Below are 15,286 nucleotides of genomic sequence, written 5' to 3'. Positions count from 1 at the left end.
CCCTCTGACTTTGTCCCGCGCAACGAAGAAGCGGGATCCCGGCTTTCGCCGGGATGACGGGCGTTATCTCTTTCGTTTCTGGTTCAGCAATTCATAGGCCATCACCGCCGTCGCCACCGCCGCGTTCAGGCTGTCGGCCTTGCCCAGCATCGGCATCTTGACCAGCAGATCACATTCCGCCTCGTAGGATTCCGGCAGTCCCTGCGCCTCATTGCCGACCAGCAGGAAGGACGGGCTTTGGTAGCGCGGTTCCTGATAATCATGGGTGGCCTTCAGGCTGGTGCCGATCAGTTCGCCCGGACCCTGCCGCAACCAGTGCATGAATTCGCCCCAGCGCGCATGGGTGATCGACTGGGTGAACAGCGCCCCCATGCTGGCCCGCACCGATTCGACCGAGAAGGGATCGACGCAATCGTCGATCAGGATCAGCCCGCCAGCCCCCACCGCGTCGCCGGTGCGCAATATCGTCCCCAGATTGCCCGGATCGCGCAGCGATTGCGCGACGATCCAGATGTCCGCCTTGGTCCGGTCCAGCTTTTCCAGCGGGGTCAGCCGGTCGCGATAGACGCCGACGACCGCCTGCGCATTATCCTTGCCGCTGATCTTGGAGAGAATGTCGGCCGATGTTTCGATCACGTCGCCGCCCGCCGCCTCCATCGCCGCGATCAGGTCTATCGCCAGCTTGTGGGTGGACCCGGCATGGAACAGCATTTCGGGCAGCACGCCTTCCTCGCGCGCTTCGGTCAGGATGCGTAGCCCTTCGGCCAGGAACAGCCCCTCGGCCTTGCGAAATTTCTTGTCACGCAGGGATCGGACGCGCTTCACCAGCGGGTTGGAAAATCCGGTGATTTCGCGTGCCACGATGCGTCTGTTCCTGATCGGCGGATGAAGCGGCTTCTCTACCGGTGGATTGCATAAAAGGACAGGGGGCAAGGGCCGGTTCGGTTCAGTGATGGATTTGCCGCCGATTTTTTGCGAAGGGACAGGGCATGAACCCAGACGCCCCTGCGCCCACCCGTATCGAGGATGGCTTTTTCCTAGCCCTCGTGCTGATCGTGTCCATCGCCTTCGCGCTGGTGGTCGAACCCTTTTTCGCGGCGATATTGTGGGGGGTGATTGCGGCGATCCTGTTCGCACCGGTCAACAAGCGGCTGCTGGCGGCTATGCCGACCCACCGCAACAGCGCGGCGCTGATCACCCTGCTGCTGATCATCGGCATCGTCATCGTGCCGGCCATCGTGCTGGCCATGGCGCTGTTGCAGGAAGCGGCCTATTTTTACGGCAAGATCCAGTCAGGCGAGATCGACTTTGCCAGGCTGTTCGCGCAGGTGCAGGCCAGCCTGCCGGGCTGGGCGACCCGCTGGCTGCGCGACTGGGGATTGACCAATTTCGACGCGGCGCAGGCGATGCTGACGCGCGGCATCACCAGCAGTTTCCGCACGCTGGCGACCCAGGCGCTGGTGATCGGCCAGAGCGCTTTCGGTTTCCTGATGGCGCTGGGCGTCATGCTCTATCTCGCCTTCTTCCTGCTGCGCGATGGCGAGGATCTGGGTCGCCGGGTGGTCGATGCCGCGCCGCTGCGCGCCAGCCAGCGGCAGGCGCTGATCCACCAGTTCGTCGTCGTCATCCGCGCCACGATCAAAGGCAGCATCGTCGTCGCCATCGTTCAGGGGCTGATCGGTGGCATCGTGTTCGGGATGCTGGGGATAGAGGGCGCATTGCTGTGGGGCGTGCTGATGGGCGCCTTCTCGCTGCTGCCGGCGATCGGCACCGGCCTCATCTGGGTGCCGGTCGCCCTGTTCCTGTTCGCCACCGGGGCGATTTGGCAGGGCGTCGTTCTGGTGCTGTGCGGCGTGTTGGTGATCGGCATGGTCGACAATGTGCTGCGCCCGGTCCTGGTCGGCCGCGACACGCGCATCCCCGATTATGTCGTGCTGATTTCGACGCTGGGCGGGATCGAGATGTTCGGCTTCAACGGCATCGTCATCGGCCCGGTGATCGCCGCGCTGTTCATTGCGACGTGGAACATCTTTACCCGGATGCGGAGTGTGGGTGACGTGGGGCAATAGGGCAGCAGGTTACATCCGTTCGGGCTGAGCTTGTCGAAGCCGTCCACTGAGCGGAGCGAAGTGCCTCCCTGCGGTCGGCTGAGCCCTTCGACTTCGCTCAGGGCGAACGGATATTTTTACTCCTCCCCGAACTTGTCCTCGACCAGGCCGACCAGCTTGCCCAGCGAATCGACCGCTTCCGGGCCGGTCGCCTTGATGGTGATGCTGTCGCCCATCGCCGCGCCCAGCATCATCAGGCCCATGATCGACGTGCCGGTCACGTCGCTGCCATCCTTGCTGACGATGATGTCGGCGGGCAGGCCGCTGGCCAGGGTCACGAATTTGGCGCTGGCGCGGGCGTGGAGGCCGCGCTTGTTGCTGATAAGGACTTCCCGGCTGACTTCATTCATGTGGTGCTGCCCAACAGTTCCGACGCGACGCTGATATATTTCTGTCCCGCCTCCCGCGCGGCGGCGACGGCGGCTTTCACGTCCATCACTTTGCGCGCGCTTTCCAGCCGGATCAGCATGGGCAGGTTGATGCCCGCGATCACTTCGATCTCGCCCGCTTTCAGCAGTGAAATCGCCAGATTGGAAGGGGTGCCGCCGAACAGGTCGGTCAGCAGGATTACGCCGCTGCCGTCATTGACGCGCGCCACCGCGGTCGCGATGTCCGCGCGGCGCAATTCCATGTCATCCTCCGGCCCGATGCAGATCGTTTCGATCTGCTGCTGCGGGCCGACGACATGTTCCATCGCGACGACGAATTCGGTCGCAAGCGACCCATGGGTGACGAGTACGAGTCCGATCATGTGCTTTTGCGGCCCACCTGCTTCATGATATTGCTTTCGGGCCTCCCGGTGGGCGCTTCTCCAGACTATCCTGTGGCGCCGATTCCATATTGCGGTGCGAGACCGTGGGCGAAAACCCCGCATCTTGCAAGTATCTGGCGACACGCTCGGCCACATGGACCGACCGATGCCGTCCGCCGGTGCAGCCAAAGGCTACGGTAATATAGGCTTTCCCGGCCTCCGCGTAGCGCGGCAGGACGATTTTGAGCAGTTCCTCGATCTTGCCGACCGCCTCCTCATAGGCTGGATCGGCAACGATATAGGCCGCGACGTCCGCATCCTGCCCCGTCTTGGCCCGCAGCGCCTCGTCCCAATGCGGGTTGCGCAGGAATCGCATGTCGAACATCAGATCGGCGTTGCGCGGCATCCCGCGCGAAAAGCCGAAGGACAGGATGGTCAGCACCGGGTCCGACAGCCGCTCGCGCGAGAAACGGTCGCGGATTTCCTGTTGCAGGGCGTTGCTGGAGAAGCTGGTGGTGTCGATCACTTGGCTGGCCCAGCGGCGCAGCGGCTCGGTCAGTTCGCGTTCGCGGGCAATGCCGTCGGCCGCAGGGCGATCGAGCGCCAGCGGGTGCCGCCGCCGCGTCTCGGCAAAGCGGCGTTCCAGTTCGGTGCCGGAGCAATCGAGGAACAGGGTTTCGACATCATGGGCGTGATTGTCGCGCAGCGCCTTGATCCGCTGGACGATGGCGTTGGCGTCGAAGCCACGGGTGCGCGCGTCGATGCCCAGCGCCAGCGGCCGGTCGTCCGCGCCCGCATGGCCCGCAGGCAGGGGGGTGTCGAGCAACCGGTCGAGCAGCACCAGCGGCAGATTGTCCACCACCTCCCATCCCATATCCTCCAGCGTTTTCAGCGCCGTGGTCTTGCCCGCGCCCGACAGGCCGGACAGGAGGAGGATCGACTTGGGGTGGGACTGGGTCATGGCGTGTCTGATCCCTGACCCAGCGTCCGTAGCGCCAGTTCGACCTTGATTGGGGCTGAGGTTTCGAGCGGCGCGATCTTCACCACCCGCACGTCCATCCCCGCCACCGTGCGCATCAGCGGCTCCAGCGGCATCCGGTCCACCTTGTCGAACAGATCGACCAGCAGCGCGACCGGCACATCGGCGACATGGGGCATCGCCACGATGCCAAGCCCGCGCACCTCCATCTTGCCGACGATCGTCACGGGCGCGGTCGCGACCAGTTGGCCGTCCACCCGCTTGACCAGCGTATAATCGTCGCTGATGAGTACCGCCCCCCGGTCGATCAACCGCAGCGCGAGGTCGGACTTCCCGATCCCGCTCACCCCGCACAACAAGACCGCGCGGCCACCAATGGCCACGCTGGTCGCATGAAGCGTCTCGGATGAAAGGGCGCGCGGCATATCTGTTCCGCTTGTAGAACAGACTGGGGTAAAGTGGGAACGGGTTTTTGGGATGGTGGCGTGCCAGTGTGGGGCGGGGTGGGGTGTTCTGTCATCCCGGCGCACGCCGGGATCCAGGGCGACCCTGCGCAACTCTGGATGCTGACTTTAGCTACGCTGCCCTTCGGGTCGTCAGCATGACGGGGAGGGGTGGTTTGCGGACGGTCTGCTTAGAGCCTGCTTACCGCGAATACAGACATTCAATCGGCTTGAAAGACTTCGAACGCGAGGTCGCCGAGGTCGGCATGTTCGGACGGCGAAATAAGCCGCCCGTTTTCATCCGCCAGCCTATATGTCTGCTGCTGCCCTCCAAGGGAGGCTTCGCCAGCAAGCCCCATCAAAAACGTGTAGAATGTGTCGGAAAGGGCGGCATCAAGCGCCGCGATCACCTCGCGACGCTGATCAGCGTTCAACTGCGCAGCATCGAGGTGCTGCCCGACAACGGAGCCTGCGGTTGCATCGCTGAATATAGCGATCAATGTGTCGCGTTCTTCTTTGCAGGCTAGGACAAATTCTCGCGTAGCCAACTGCAATCTCTCCCCATACAGTCTGAACTGATAGCCGTTTCTGGGCATAAGGGGATGCCTTGAGAGTGGCAAGAAATGGTCGCTTCGAGACCGACCAACCGCCTGCTACCTGTTTCGCGATCTGCCGACCCTGTTCACAATCGACCGAACTATGAAGAATAGCATCAGGCCGACAATCACTGTTGGGGCAGCAACGACGAGCAAGAAGCCCTTTTTGCAATTTGTGTCTGGCGCGCAGTCGCCAAGAGCGTCGGCAATCATAAGAAAGAAAAACAGCGGCGCGCAAATAAGTGCGACAACGATGCCGCCCCATTTGCTGCCTGCGGTTGTGCCGCCACGGTATTCGCTATCGCTCACGTTCGGAAGCTGAACGAATGGCAGGTTGCAGGCAAGCCGCTGATCAGCATGAGTGGCAATAAATGGTCGTCACCTGCCAATCACCAACGCCGTCATCCTGACGAAAGTCAGGATCCATTGGCGCTACCTTCGCGCAGAATCACGACCGTTGCGTGAATGGATCCCGGATCAAGTCCGGGATGACGGGGGAGTGCGGACGCAACGCCGCAACACAGAAAAAGGGCGGCACCTTGCGGCACCGCCCCATTATCCGCCAGCCCAAAGGCCAGCCGGTCAGCCCCGCATGAAGCGGGGCATCCCGATTACTTGAGTTCGACGGTCGCGCCGGCTTCTTCAAGCTGCTTCTTGACCTTCTCGGCCTCTTCCTTGTTCACGCCTTCCTTGATCGCCTTGGGCGCCGACTCAACCAGGGTCTTGGCTTCGGTCAGGCCGAGGCCGGTGATGGCGCGGACTTCCTTGATGACGTTGATCTTCTTGCCACCGTCGCCGGTCAGGATCACGTCGAATTCGGTCTGCTCTTCAGCAGCCGGGGCAGCGGCAGCGGCCGGGCCGGCGACGGCGACGGCGGCAGCGGCGCTAACGCCCCACTTTTCTTCCAGCGCCTTCGACAGGTCGGCGGCTTCGAGGACGGTCAGGGCCGAAAGCTGTTCGACCAGTGCGTTGATGTCTGCCATGATATTTTTCCTTCTAAACGGGGTGAACCCCGCAATATGTTGAAACGATTACAGGAAGTTGGTTGCGACCGATCAGGCCGCTTCCTTCTCCGCATAGGCGTTGAAGACACGAGCGAGCTGCGAAGCCGGCGTCTGGATGACGGTAGCGAGCTTGGTTGCCGGCGCCTGGATGAGGCCGATAATCTTTGCACGCAGTTCGTCCAGCGAGGGCATTGATGCGAGCGCCTTGACGCCCTCTGCATCGAGCAGCACACCGCCCATTGCGCCGCCAACGATCTCAAGCTTGTCGTTGGTCTTGGCGAAATCGATCACCACCTTGGCGGCGGCGACCGGATCGGCCGAGGTGGCCAGCGCAACCGGACCGGTCAGCATGGAGCTGATCGTTTCGTATTGCGTGTCCTTCAGCGCGATCTTGGCGAGCTTGTTCTTCGTAACCTTGTAGGACGCGCCCGCTTCGCGCATCTTCTGCCGCAGGACCGTCGACTGTGCGACGGTCATGCCCAGGTTGCGTGTGACCACGACAACACCCAGGTCGGCAAAAGTAGCGTTCAGCGTGGTGACGACCTCAGATTTCTGATTACGATCCATGCCATTCTCCACTTCATGTCCACCGGAAAGCCCGATGAACGGCAAAAACCCGCGTGCAAGCACACGGGATGTTAGTCCGAAGGGGAGAGATCGACTGGCCGTTCGTCCGTTTGAAGGAAGGCGGCAGACCCGAAACAGACCGTAATGGCCCGTCCGGTAAAGAACTTTTCCCCGTCTAGGCTGGGCATTAAGAGGGGCACATTCCCCTCACCAACTGTCTCGGACGGTGAACCCACAGGGGGTTCGCTGCGGGGCCATTAGCGGGGAAGGGGCGCAATGTCACGCGGAAATTCCTTACACCGTTCGCCCTGAGCGAAGTCGAAGGGTTCTGCCGAGCGCAGCGAGGTGCCTTCGCCTCCGCTCAGGTGAAGGCTTCGACTTCGCTCAGCCCGAACGGATGATGCCTTAAACCCGATCCGCCTGCACCACCGTGTCGAGCGCGCGCAGCGCTGACAATATCCGCATCAGATGCTGGGCGTCGGCGACTTCCAGGTCGATGATGTCGGTGTGGAACGGGCCTTCGCGGTTGACCAGTTGCAGGTTGAGGATGTTCGCCTTGGTCGCGCCGAACACATTGGTGACCGCCGCCAGCGCCCCCGGCTGGTTCTTGACGATGACCTGCAATCGCGCGGTGCCGCCCTTGGACTTGCTGTCCCAGGACAGGTCGACCCAGTCGTCATCCTGCCCGGCCTCCAGCGTGCGGCAGTCGATCGTGTGAACCTCGATCGGCCCGCCGGTGCGGCGGATGCCGACGATGCGGTCGCCCGGCACCGGATGGCAGCAATCGGACAGGCTGTAGGCGATGCCCGGTGTCAGGCCGCGAATGGAGATGGGGGCGTGCTGGCGCGGATGGGCTTCCTCCATGCCGGTGCCGGTGGTGGAGCCGGGGACCAGCGCCTCCATGACTTCCGAATCGAGCAGGCGATGGGTGGCGATGGCGACCATCAGTGCGGCGCGATCATCCAGCTTCAGCCGCTTGAGCGCCGCCTTGAGCGCCTTGTCGCCCAATTCGCTGGCAAGGTCGTGGGAGAAGCGGCCGACAATCTCCTCATAGAGTTTCTCGCCCAGCGCGACTTCCTCGCCGCGCTGTTTCTGGCGGATATAGCGGCGGATCGCCGCGCGTGCCTTGCCGGTGATGGCGAAGGTCAGCCAGCCGGGCTGCGGTTCCTGCCCCGCGGATTTGAGGATTTCGACCTGATCGCCATTTTCCAGAGACGTGCGCAGCGGCACGACCCGGCCGTTGACCTTTGCGCCGACCGTCTGGTTGCCGAGCGAGGTATGCACCGCATAGGCGAAATCGACCGGGGTCGATCCCTTGGGCAGCTGGTGCAGCTCCCCCTTGGGCGAGAAGGCGAAGATGCGGTCCTGATACATGGCCATGCGGGTATGTTCGAGCAGCTCGTCCGCGTCCTGGCTCTGTTCCAATATCTCGACCAGATCGCGTAGCCATGCGGCATTCTGGTCGGTCGCATCGCCCTTTTGCTTGTAGGCCCAGTGCGCCGCCAGCCCCAGTTCGGCGTCGTTGTGCATGTCGCGGCTGCGCAACTGCACCTCGATCCGGGCATTGTCCTGATGGATGACGGTGGTGTGGAGCGAGCGGTAGCCGTTACGCTTGGGGGTGGAGATATAATCCTTGAACCGGCCCGGCACCATCTTGAACGTCTGGTGGATGACGCCCAGAGCGCGGTAACAGTCCGCCGTCGTCTCGGTAATCACGCGGAACGCCATCACGTCGGTCAGCTGTTCGAAGCTGATATGGCGCTCCTGCATCTTCTTCCAGATCGAGAAGGGATGTTTTTCGCGCCCCGACACGGTCACCGGTATGTTCGATCCGCCCAGCAGCAATTGCAGTTCCGCGCCGATCCGGTCGACCTTGTCATGGCCGCCTTCCTTCAGCTGCTCCAGCCTTTTGGTGATGCTGGCATAGGCTTCCGGCTCGATCTCACGAAAGGCCAGCAGCTGCATTTCGCGCATGAAATCATACATGCCGATCCGCTCGGCGAGCGGCGCATAGATATCCATCGTCTCCTTGGCGATGCGGCGGCGCTTGTCGGGATTTTTGATGAAATGCAGCGTCCGCATATTGTGCAGCCGGTCGGCGAGCTTGACCAGCAGCACCCGGATATCGTCCGACATGGCGAGCAGGAATTTGCGCAGATTCTCCGCCGCCCGCTCATTTTCGGACATGGCTTCGATCTTCGACAGTTTGGTGACGCCATCGACCATGCGCGCGACATCGGGGCCGAACGCGGCCTCTATCTCCTCATAGGTGACCAGCGTATCCTCGATCGTGTCGTGGAGCAGCGCGGTCACGATCGTCTGGTCGTCCAGCCCGAAATCGGTGAGGATGCCCGCCACCTCGATCGGGTGGCTGAAATAGGGGTCGCCGCTGGCGCGCTTCTGGCTGCCATGCTTCTGGACCGAAAACACATAGGCGCGGTTGATCATCGCTTCATCCGCATTGGGATCATAGCGTTTGACGCGCTCGACAAGTTCATACTGGCGTAACATCGTTTCCCGATTGTGTGGGAAGTGCCTTGCGGCGCAACAAAAAAATCCCATTTGCCCTAAATACACGGCGCTTTTGCAACTGCGCCCGCTTTGGGCTATCTAGTCATGATCATGAAACATAATCTGGCCCAGGATCTCGAACAATGTGCGCTTCCCGCCGCGCTGGAGGCGATGGGGGAGCGCTGGTCCTTCCTCATCCTGCGTGGCGCCCTGTCGGGGATCCGCCATTTTGAGGAGTTTCAGTCGACGCTGGGCATTGCTCGCAACATATTGGCGAACCGTCTCGCCCGGCTGGTCGAAAATGGCATCATGCTGCGCCAACCGATGCAGTGCGACCGGCGCAAGGTGGAATATCGCCTGACTGAAAAGGGGCAGGAACTGGCCCCCGTCATGATCGCGCTGCGCCAGTGGGGCGAAAAATGGGGTTGCGGCACCGTGTCCTGTCAGGTGCTGGCCGACCGGCGCGATGGCCTGCCGATCCGCAAGGTCACGATACAGGCGCATGATGGCCGCGTGCTCGAACTGAGCGATCTGGTCTGGCTATGCCCGGATGAAGTCACCCCGATGGCGGAGGAACCCGCTGCCGCCGCCTGACGGGCGGGAGCAGCAGGGGATAGGCCGCGGCGGCTTCACCCGCCGGCTCAAATCGCCTAGGCTGCCGGTAATGTCTGTTCATCCTTTCCAGCCCCAGCCCTTTTTCGCGGACAAGAATCGCGCTTTCTGGAACCTGCAATCGCTGGGCTGGGCCGGCGCGTTCCTGCTGCGCGGATCGTCCACCATCGCCAATGGCCAGCCGCTTTCCAGCCTGGTGCCGGTGCTGATTTCCACTGTTACCGGCTATTCGGTGACGCTGCTGATCGCGGTGATGTTCCGCTTCCTGCTCCGGCAAAAGCCGATCATCACCTGGGGCGTGTCGATCGTCACGGTGGTGGCGGCGGCCGCGCTGGTCGCCTTTATCGACGCCTGGGTTTTCTCGACCCAGAATAAGGGCAGCGACACGGCGGGGCTGCAACTATTCCTGGGCGCTTTCTATCTGTCGATGACGCTGCTGGGCGCATGGTCCGCGCTCTATTACGCCATCAACTTCTATCTGACGGTGGAGGAGCAGGCGGATCAACTGCTCCATCTGGAAAATCAGGCGTCGAGCGCGCAGCTGGCGATGCTGCGCTATCAGCTCAACCCGCATTTCCTGTTCAATACATTGAACTCCATCTCCACGCTGGTGCTGCTCAAGCAGACCGACCGGGCGAACGCGATGCTGTCGCGCCTGTCCTCCTTCCTGCGCTATACGCTCATCAACGAGCCGACCGCGCAGGTGACGATCGAGCAGGAGATCGAGACGCTCAAACTCTATCTGGAGATTGAGAAGATGCGGTTCGAGGATCGGCTGCGTCCGGTATTCACCATCGACCCCGCGGTCGGACAGGCGCGGCTGCCATCGCTGCTGCTCCAGCCGCTGGTCGAAAATGCGATCAAATATGCCGTCACGCCCAAGGAGGAAGGCGCGGAAATATCGGTCAGCGCGCAGCCTGCCGGTGAAAATGTGCGGATCGTCGTATCCGACAGCGGGCCGGGATTGAATGAAGGCGGAATGAAGCCACACATTGCCGTCAGCGAAGGGACGGGCGTTGGCCTGCCGAATATCCGCGACCGGCTCATTCAGGCCTTCGGGGAACGACAGAGCTTTGAAACACGTTCAAGTCCCAGTGGTTTTTCGGTGATCATCGAAATTCCGCTTAATTTGGAAGATTCATCGAAAGTGGCCGCATGACGATCAGAACAATCCTCGTCGACGACGAAAGCCTTGCTACGCAAGGGCTTATGCTCCGTCTGGAAGCGCATGAGGATGTCGAAATTATCGAGACCTGCAACAATGGGCGCGAAGCGATCCGCGCCATCAAGACGCATAAACCCGACCTCGTGTTCCTCGACATCCAGATGCCGGGCTTTGACGGTTTTTCCGTCGTGCAGGGGATCATGGAAGTGGAGCCGCCGCTCTTCATCTTCGTCACCGCTTATATGGATCACGCGATTCGCGCGTTCGAGGCGCAGGCGGTGGATTATCTCTTGAAGCCCGTAGAAGAAGGCCGTCTCGCCGACGCGCTCGACCGGGTGCGCCTGCGCCTGTCGGACAAGCGGCAGGTGCAGGAAGCGGAGAAGTTGCGCGAGGTGCTGGCGGAAGTCGCGCCCCAGGCGATGAGCGATTTCAATTCGGCGGACGAGGAAGGCCCGGCCTCCAACCGTTTCGAGAAACTCATCAACATCAAAGATCGCGGCCAGATTTTCCGCGTCGATGTCGATTCGATCGAGCGGATCGACGCGGCTGGCGACTATATGTGCATCTACACCGCCGACAACTCGCTGATCCTGCGCGAAACGATGAAGGATCTGGAAAAGCGCCTGGACCCCCGCAATTTCCAGCGCGTCCATCGCTCCACCATCGTGAATTTGAGCCAGGTCAAGCAGGTCAAACCCCACACCAATGGCGAATGTTTCCTGGTGCTGGAATCGGGCGCGCAAGTGAAGGTGAGCCGCTCCTACCGCGATGTGGTGGCGCGGTTTGTTCATTGATTTCTACGCCGTTTGAAATTGTGGCAACGCTCAAAGTCCGTTCGGGCTGAGCTTGTCGAAGCCTTGTCCTTCTCTTCAAGAAGTGCAGCCCTTCGACAGGCTCAGGGCGAACGGTGGAGGGGTTGTGCAATTCAGGCTGACCCCCGGCGCAATACGCTAGCGAAACACCCATTGCCGGTTCAGCCCGAACATCACCGCGGGCGTGACGAAGATCATCGCCGGGATCGGCGACCATTCGGGCCAGCCCATATGGGTCACGCACAGCCATACCCACAAAGCGTTAAGCGCATAGCTGACCAGCGACACCGCGACGAAGCGGAAGCCGCGCGCTGCCGCCTTGTCGCGGGTGCCATGGCCGCGGAAGGTGAAGGCGCTGTGGCTTACATAGCCGATGACCACCGCTGCGCCATAACCGACCAGATTGGCCAGTTGCGGATGCAGCCCGGCCAGCGCCGCGAGGCTCCAGTAGATGCTCGCCTGACACGCCGTCACGAACAGGCCGGTCACGCCATAGCGGACGATTTGCCAGAAGAGCGCGCGATGTTGCGGTGAAAGTCGGTTGATGATGGCCATGGTCCCCGTTGCGCTTTGCCACGGCTCGTTTAGGGGGCAAGGATGAGCTTGAAAAGCGCCGATGCCCTGCGCGCGCGGGTGACCCATATCCTGCCCCTCTTGCTGGCGTGGAGCGCGCGGCACTGGAAGTGGCTGACCTTCCTGATCTGGATCGTCATTGCGGTCGCCATGGTCACGACTCGCTGGCCCGCGATCCACTGGCTGGTGCTGAGCGATACAGACGACAATATCCGCTATGTGCAGGTCAAGGACTGGCTGGCGGGCCAGGGCTGGTATGATTTGCGCCAGTACCGGCTCGATCCGCCGGGCGGCGCGAATATCCACTGGTCGCGGCTGGTCGATATTCCGATCGCCGGACTGATCCTCTTCTTCCGCGCCTTTTTCGATCAGGGGCTGGCCGATCGGCTGGCCTGCGGCATCGCGCCGCTGCTCCCGCTCTTGCTGCTGATGCTGAGCCTTGGCTTTATCGGGCGGCGGCTGGCCGGGCCGCATGGCTGGTTGCTGGCGGCGCTCGCCCCGCTCGCCGCGCAGATGGGGCTGGGCATGTATGCGCCGATGCGGATCGACCATCATGGCTGGCAACTGGCGCTGGCGGTGACGATGCTGGCAGGGGTGATCGATACCAACCGGCTGCGCGGCGGGGTGATGGCCGGGGTCAGCAGTGCGTTGTCGATCGCGATCGGCATGGAGATGATCGTCTATCTGGCGGCGGGCGGCGGGCTGATCGCGCTGCGCTGGGTGTTTCGCGAAGGGGCGGAGCGGCGGATGCTGCCCTATGCGCTGAGTTTGGGCGGCGCGACCTCGCTCTGCTACCTGCTGTTCGCCAGCTATGCCAATCGCGAAATGGTGTGCGATGCAATCTCGCCCATCTGGGTGGCGGTGTTCGGCGCGGCGTCGGCGGGGATGGTGCTGCTCTCGCTGGCCCCGTTACGCGGCTGGGCGATGCGGCTGGCGGCAGGGATGGTCGTCGGCGGCGCGGTTGCGGCCTTCTTCTGGCTGAACTGGCCGCAATGCCTCAGCCCCTATCAGATTTCGCCCGAACTGGAGCGGCTCTGGCTTGCCAATATTCGCGAGGCCAAGCCGATCACCGCGCAGGCGCAAAGCCTGGTCGTGCCGCTCCTGGCTATCCCGGTTGCGGGGCTGGTTGGCCTGCTCTGGGCCTTGTGGGATGCGCGACGCGACGCTGAGCGGCTCTGGGCCTGGGCGACCGTGGGCCTCATGATGCTCTTTTCCACCGCCTTGCTGTTCTGGCAGCTGCGCGCGGGGCCAGCGGCGCAATTGCTGGCGATCCCGCCCGCCGCATGGGCCGCGCACCGGCTGATCGGCGCGATCTTTACCGGCACGCGCCGGGTGCGAATCGCGGCGGGGGCAGGGGTGGCGCTGCTGGCGGCGATTGCCTTCGCCTATCCGCTTTATCCGCAAATCATGAGTGGGTGGGCGCAGCTGACCGGCAACAAGCCCAGGCCATGGCGTCCGTCCGCGATCGCCCGCAATGACGCGATCAAGAAGGCGAATGGCCGTTGCCGCACGCTGCCCGCGCTCGAAGTGCTGGATCAGCTGCCCCCCGCCACCATCTTCACCATGGTCGATCTCGGCCCGCGCCTCATCGCCACCACCCATCATAGCGCGCTGGCCGGTCCCTATCATCGCAACGGCGCGACGATCCTGGACATCCACCATGCCTATGACGGCCCGGCCGATGCCTTCCGCGGAATCGCGGCGCGGCATCATGCGACCTATTTGCTGGTCTGCCCCAATTTCCCCGAAGGCACGATCTACCAGTCGCGCAGCCCGCGCGGTTTCTATGCGGATCTGATGCGGGGCAAAATTCCGGGCTGGCTTGTGCCGGTGACGCTCAGCAGCGGCATGACGCTGCCCTATCAGCTCTATCGCATCGATTATTCAGCGCCGGGCGGCGAAAAAATCCCGCAGCAACGCTGAGGCTTCGGCTTCGGCGAGGCCGCCATAGACGTCGGGGCGGTGCAGGCATTGCGGCTGGGCGAAGAGGCGCGGTCCCTGCTCGATGCCTCCGCCCTTGGGATCGCCCACGCCATAATAGAGTCGCGCGATCCGGGCATGGGAGATGGCGCCCGCGCACATCGGGCAGGGTTCCAGCGTCACCCACAGGTCGCAGCCGGTCAGGCGAAAATCGCCCAGATGGATCGCCGCCGCGCGCATCGCGACGATTTCGGCATGGGCGGTCGGATCGCAGTCACGCCGGTTGCGGTTCTCGCCCTCGCCGATGATGACGCCATCTTTGGTCACCACCGCGCCAATCGGGACTTCGCCCGCTGCTTCGGCGGCGCGGGCCAGCGCCAGCGCACGGCGCATGGGGTCGGGCAAGGGAAAGGGCGAGGGCGTCATACGCCCCCGGATACTATGCGTTGGAGAACCGCACCAGCCCGCTCCCCCACCCGGCCTCCCAATCCAGGATACACTGTGGGAGGCCGGGTGGGGGAGCGGGCTGGTGCGGCCAAATGTGCGGCACGCACATTTCAAATAATCAGGGCTTCTTGACGTCGACCGTCGGTACTTCGACCGTCTCGTTGCGGGTGCCAACCTCGACCTTGGCGACATTGGCTTCATATTTGGGGAGCGCACCTTGTTTGACCGCGATTTCGGGCAAGCGTCCGTCCTGCGTTTTTTGCAGGTCGATGAAGCCGGTGGCGATGCCGCCAGCCAGCACGAGCAAGATGATGATCAACAGCCCACCAATGAATCGCATTTCAACCTCCCATATGTTACGGGGCCACAACGCTTCGCCGCGCAAAAGGGTTGCGACCGGCCGTGCGGCGGGTTGACGGCCAGCGGGAATCCCGTTATCGGCGCGGCTTTCCGAACGAACCCGAACTACAAGGTTTATTGATTATGTCGCGCATTTGCGAGCTGACCGGCAAGGGTCGCCAGGTGGGTCACAATGTTTCCCACGCCAATAACAAGACCAAGCGGGTATTCCTGCCCAACCTGCAGAATGTTTCGCTGATTTCCGAATCGCTCGAAACCAGCGTGAAGCTGCGCGTGTCGACCCATGGTCTGCGTTCGGTCGAACATAATGGCGGCCTGGACAATTGGCTGCTCAAGACCAGCGACGACAAGCTGTCGCTCAAGGCGCGTCGCCTGAAGCGCGACATCGTCAAGAAGCAGGCTGCCGCAGCCGCCTGATTTTCTCGATTCGTTTCGGCA

The 15,286-nt window shown here is 62.5% G+C and carries 19 protein-coding genes; 6 read left to right on the top strand and 13 right to left on the bottom strand.

The window, feature by feature from the left end:
- Positions 1–63 precede the first annotated feature (63 nt).
- Positions 64–861, bottom strand: a complete 798-nt coding sequence (locus ACODR8_RS01365; protein ID WP_489005637.1) for a TrmH family RNA methyltransferase — start codon at positions 859–861, stop codon at positions 64–66.
- A 128-nt stretch (positions 862–989) separates the two neighbouring features.
- Between ACODR8_RS01365 and ACODR8_RS01360 the strand changes: the two genes are divergently transcribed.
- Positions 990–2,069 (top strand): AI-2E family transporter, encoded by a 1,080-nt coding sequence (locus ACODR8_RS01360; protein WP_489005636.1) that lies wholly within the window; start codon positions 990–992, stop codon positions 2,067–2,069.
- Between the two features lie 116 nt (positions 2,070–2,185).
- Here the strand turns inward: ACODR8_RS01360 and ACODR8_RS01355 are convergent, their stop codons facing one another.
- The 9 genes from ACODR8_RS01355 to ACODR8_RS01315 all read right to left on the bottom strand — a co-directional run bounded on the left by ACODR8_RS01355 (position 2,186) and on the right by ACODR8_RS01315 (position 8,959).
- Positions 2,186–2,458: an HPr family phosphocarrier protein gene (locus ACODR8_RS01355; RefSeq protein ID WP_119747854.1), complete on the bottom strand. Its 273-nt coding sequence runs from the start codon at positions 2,456–2,458 to the stop codon at positions 2,186–2,188.
- Positions 2,455–2,859, bottom strand: a complete 405-nt coding sequence (locus ACODR8_RS01350) for a PTS sugar transporter subunit IIA (RefSeq protein WP_119747856.1) — start codon at positions 2,857–2,859, stop codon at positions 2,455–2,457. The genes ACODR8_RS01355 and ACODR8_RS01350 overlap by 4 nt, the downstream gene beginning before the upstream one ends.
- A 22-nt stretch (positions 2,860–2,881) precedes the next feature.
- Positions 2,882–3,820 carry an RNase adapter RapZ gene (gene rapZ / locus ACODR8_RS01345; protein WP_489005635.1) on the bottom strand — a complete coding sequence of 313 codons (939 nt, stop codon included), beginning with the start codon at positions 3,818–3,820 and terminating at the stop codon, positions 2,882–2,884.
- A complete protein-coding gene (locus ACODR8_RS01340; RefSeq protein ID WP_489005634.1) occupies positions 3,817–4,263 on the bottom strand; it encodes an HPr kinase/phosphorylase in 447 nt (148 codons plus the stop codon). The genes rapZ and ACODR8_RS01340 overlap by 4 nt, the downstream gene beginning before the upstream one ends.
- A 239-nt stretch (positions 4,264–4,502) precedes the next feature.
- A complete protein-coding gene (locus tag ACODR8_RS01335) occupies positions 4,503–4,877 on the bottom strand; it encodes a hypothetical protein (RefSeq protein WP_489005633.1) in 375 nt (124 codons plus the stop codon).
- A 57-nt stretch (positions 4,878–4,934) separates the two neighbouring features.
- A complete protein-coding gene (locus ACODR8_RS01330) occupies positions 4,935–5,186 on the bottom strand; it encodes a hypothetical protein (protein ID WP_489005632.1) in 252 nt (83 codons plus the stop codon).
- Positions 5,187–5,488: 302 nt separating this feature from the next.
- A complete protein-coding gene (rplL, locus tag ACODR8_RS01325) occupies positions 5,489–5,860 on the bottom strand; it encodes a 50S ribosomal protein L7/L12 (RefSeq protein ID WP_006956160.1) in 372 nt (123 codons plus the stop codon).
- Positions 5,861–5,932: 72 nt separating this feature from the next.
- Positions 5,933–6,448: a 50S ribosomal protein L10 gene (gene rplJ / locus ACODR8_RS01320; protein WP_006956162.1), complete on the bottom strand. Its 516-nt coding sequence runs from the start codon at positions 6,446–6,448 to the stop codon at positions 5,933–5,935.
- 405 nt (positions 6,449–6,853) lie between these two features.
- Complete coding sequence (locus ACODR8_RS01315; protein ID WP_119747864.1) at positions 6,854–8,959, bottom strand: RelA/SpoT family protein; 2,106 nt, start codon at positions 8,957–8,959, stop codon at positions 6,854–6,856.
- Between the two features lie 111 nt (positions 8,960–9,070).
- Here ACODR8_RS01315 and ACODR8_RS01310 point away from each other — a divergent pair, with 111 nt between their 5' ends.
- The 3 genes from ACODR8_RS01310 (at position 9,071) to ACODR8_RS01300 (ending at position 11,530) form a co-directional block, all read left to right on the top strand.
- Positions 9,071–9,553 (top strand): winged helix-turn-helix transcriptional regulator, encoded by a 483-nt coding sequence (locus tag ACODR8_RS01310; RefSeq protein WP_489005631.1) that lies wholly within the window; start codon positions 9,071–9,073, stop codon positions 9,551–9,553.
- A 70-nt stretch (positions 9,554–9,623) separates the two neighbouring features.
- Entirely contained in the window at positions 9,624–10,730 is a 1,107-nt protein-coding gene (locus ACODR8_RS01305) for a sensor histidine kinase (RefSeq protein ID WP_489005630.1), read from the top strand.
- On the top strand, positions 10,727–11,530 hold the full coding sequence (locus ACODR8_RS01300) for a LytR/AlgR family response regulator transcription factor (RefSeq protein WP_119747868.1): 804 nt from the start codon (positions 10,727–10,729) through the stop codon (positions 11,528–11,530). The genes ACODR8_RS01305 and ACODR8_RS01300 overlap by 4 nt, the downstream gene beginning before the upstream one ends.
- A gap of 156 nt (positions 11,531–11,686) precedes the next feature.
- Here ACODR8_RS01300 and ACODR8_RS01295 read toward each other — a convergent pair whose 3' ends face one another.
- Positions 11,687–12,103: a GtrA family protein gene (locus ACODR8_RS01295; protein ID WP_489005629.1), complete on the bottom strand. Its 417-nt coding sequence runs from the start codon at positions 12,101–12,103 to the stop codon at positions 11,687–11,689.
- Between the two features lie 42 nt (positions 12,104–12,145).
- On the opposite strand from ACODR8_RS01295, the gene ACODR8_RS01290 reads away from it, so the two are divergent.
- A complete protein-coding gene (locus tag ACODR8_RS01290; protein ID WP_489005628.1) occupies positions 12,146–14,044 on the top strand; it encodes a hypothetical protein in 1,899 nt (632 codons plus the stop codon).
- Here the strand turns inward: ACODR8_RS01290 and ACODR8_RS01285 are convergent.
- Together ACODR8_RS01285 and ACODR8_RS01280 are read right to left on the bottom strand one after the other, a co-directional pair.
- On the bottom strand, positions 14,006–14,434 hold the full coding sequence (locus ACODR8_RS01285) for a nucleoside deaminase (protein WP_489005627.1): 429 nt from the start codon (positions 14,432–14,434) through the stop codon (positions 14,006–14,008). The genes ACODR8_RS01290 and ACODR8_RS01285 overlap by 39 nt on opposite strands.
- Positions 14,435–14,606: 172 nt before the next feature.
- Positions 14,607–14,828, bottom strand: coding sequence for a hypothetical protein (locus ACODR8_RS01280; RefSeq protein WP_217673493.1), 222 nt, complete (start codon positions 14,826–14,828; stop codon positions 14,607–14,609).
- A gap of 143 nt (positions 14,829–14,971) precedes the next feature.
- On the opposite strand from ACODR8_RS01280, the gene rpmB reads away from it, so the two are divergent.
- Positions 14,972–15,265 (top strand): 50S ribosomal protein L28, encoded by a 294-nt coding sequence (gene rpmB / locus ACODR8_RS01275; RefSeq protein ID WP_489005626.1) that lies wholly within the window; start codon positions 14,972–14,974, stop codon positions 15,263–15,265.
- The last annotated feature ends 21 nt before the right edge of the window (positions 15,266–15,286 follow it).

Source organism: Sphingobium sp. FG58, assembly GCF_057809055.1.
The sequence above is the reverse complement of the archived record's forward strand: the minus strand, read 5'-3'. Positions and strand labels throughout refer to the sequence as shown.

Coding starts and splice junctions, on each gene's coding strand:
- ACODR8_RS01360 (WP_489005636.1), top strand. CDS start 990: ATGAACCCAGACGCCCCTGCGCCCACCCGTATCGAGGATGGCTTTTTC.
- ACODR8_RS01355 (WP_119747854.1), bottom strand. CDS start 2,458: ATGAATGAAGTCAGCCGGGAAGTCCTTATCAGCAACAAGCGCGGCCTC.
- ACODR8_RS01350 (WP_119747856.1), bottom strand. CDS start 2,859: ATGATCGGACTCGTACTCGTCACCCATGGGTCGCTTGCGACCGAATTC.
- rapZ (WP_489005635.1), bottom strand. CDS start 3,820: ATGACCCAGTCCCACCCCAAGTCGATCCTCCTCCTGTCCGGCCTGTCG.
- ACODR8_RS01340 (WP_489005634.1), bottom strand. CDS start 4,263: ATGCCGCGCGCCCTTTCATCCGAGACGCTTCATGCGACCAGCGTGGCC.
- ACODR8_RS01335 (WP_489005633.1), bottom strand. CDS start 4,877: ATGCCCAGAAACGGCTATCAGTTCAGACTGTATGGGGAGAGATTGCAG.
- rplL (WP_006956160.1), bottom strand. CDS start 5,860: ATGGCAGACATCAACGCACTGGTCGAACAGCTTTCGGCCCTGACCGTC.
- rplJ (WP_006956162.1), bottom strand. CDS start 6,448: ATGGATCGTAATCAGAAATCTGAGGTCGTCACCACGCTGAACGCTACT.
- ACODR8_RS01315 (WP_119747864.1), bottom strand. CDS start 8,959: ATGTTACGCCAGTATGAACTTGTCGAGCGCGTCAAACGCTATGATCCC.
- ACODR8_RS01310 (WP_489005631.1), top strand. CDS start 9,071: ATGAAACATAATCTGGCCCAGGATCTCGAACAATGTGCGCTTCCCGCC.
- ACODR8_RS01305 (WP_489005630.1), top strand. CDS start 9,624: ATGTCTGTTCATCCTTTCCAGCCCCAGCCCTTTTTCGCGGACAAGAAT.
- ACODR8_RS01300 (WP_119747868.1), top strand. CDS start 10,727: ATGACGATCAGAACAATCCTCGTCGACGACGAAAGCCTTGCTACGCAA.
- ACODR8_RS01295 (WP_489005629.1), bottom strand. CDS start 12,103: ATGGCCATCATCAACCGACTTTCACCGCAACATCGCGCGCTCTTCTGG.
- ACODR8_RS01290 (WP_489005628.1), top strand. CDS start 12,146: ATGAGCTTGAAAAGCGCCGATGCCCTGCGCGCGCGGGTGACCCATATC.
- ACODR8_RS01285 (WP_489005627.1), bottom strand. CDS start 14,434: ATGCGCCGTGCGCTGGCGCTGGCCCGCGCCGCCGAAGCAGCGGGCGAA.
- ACODR8_RS01280 (WP_217673493.1), bottom strand. CDS start 14,828: ATGCGATTCATTGGTGGGCTGTTGATCATCATCTTGCTCGTGCTGGCT.
- rpmB (WP_489005626.1), top strand. CDS start 14,972: ATGTCGCGCATTTGCGAGCTGACCGGCAAGGGTCGCCAGGTGGGTCAC.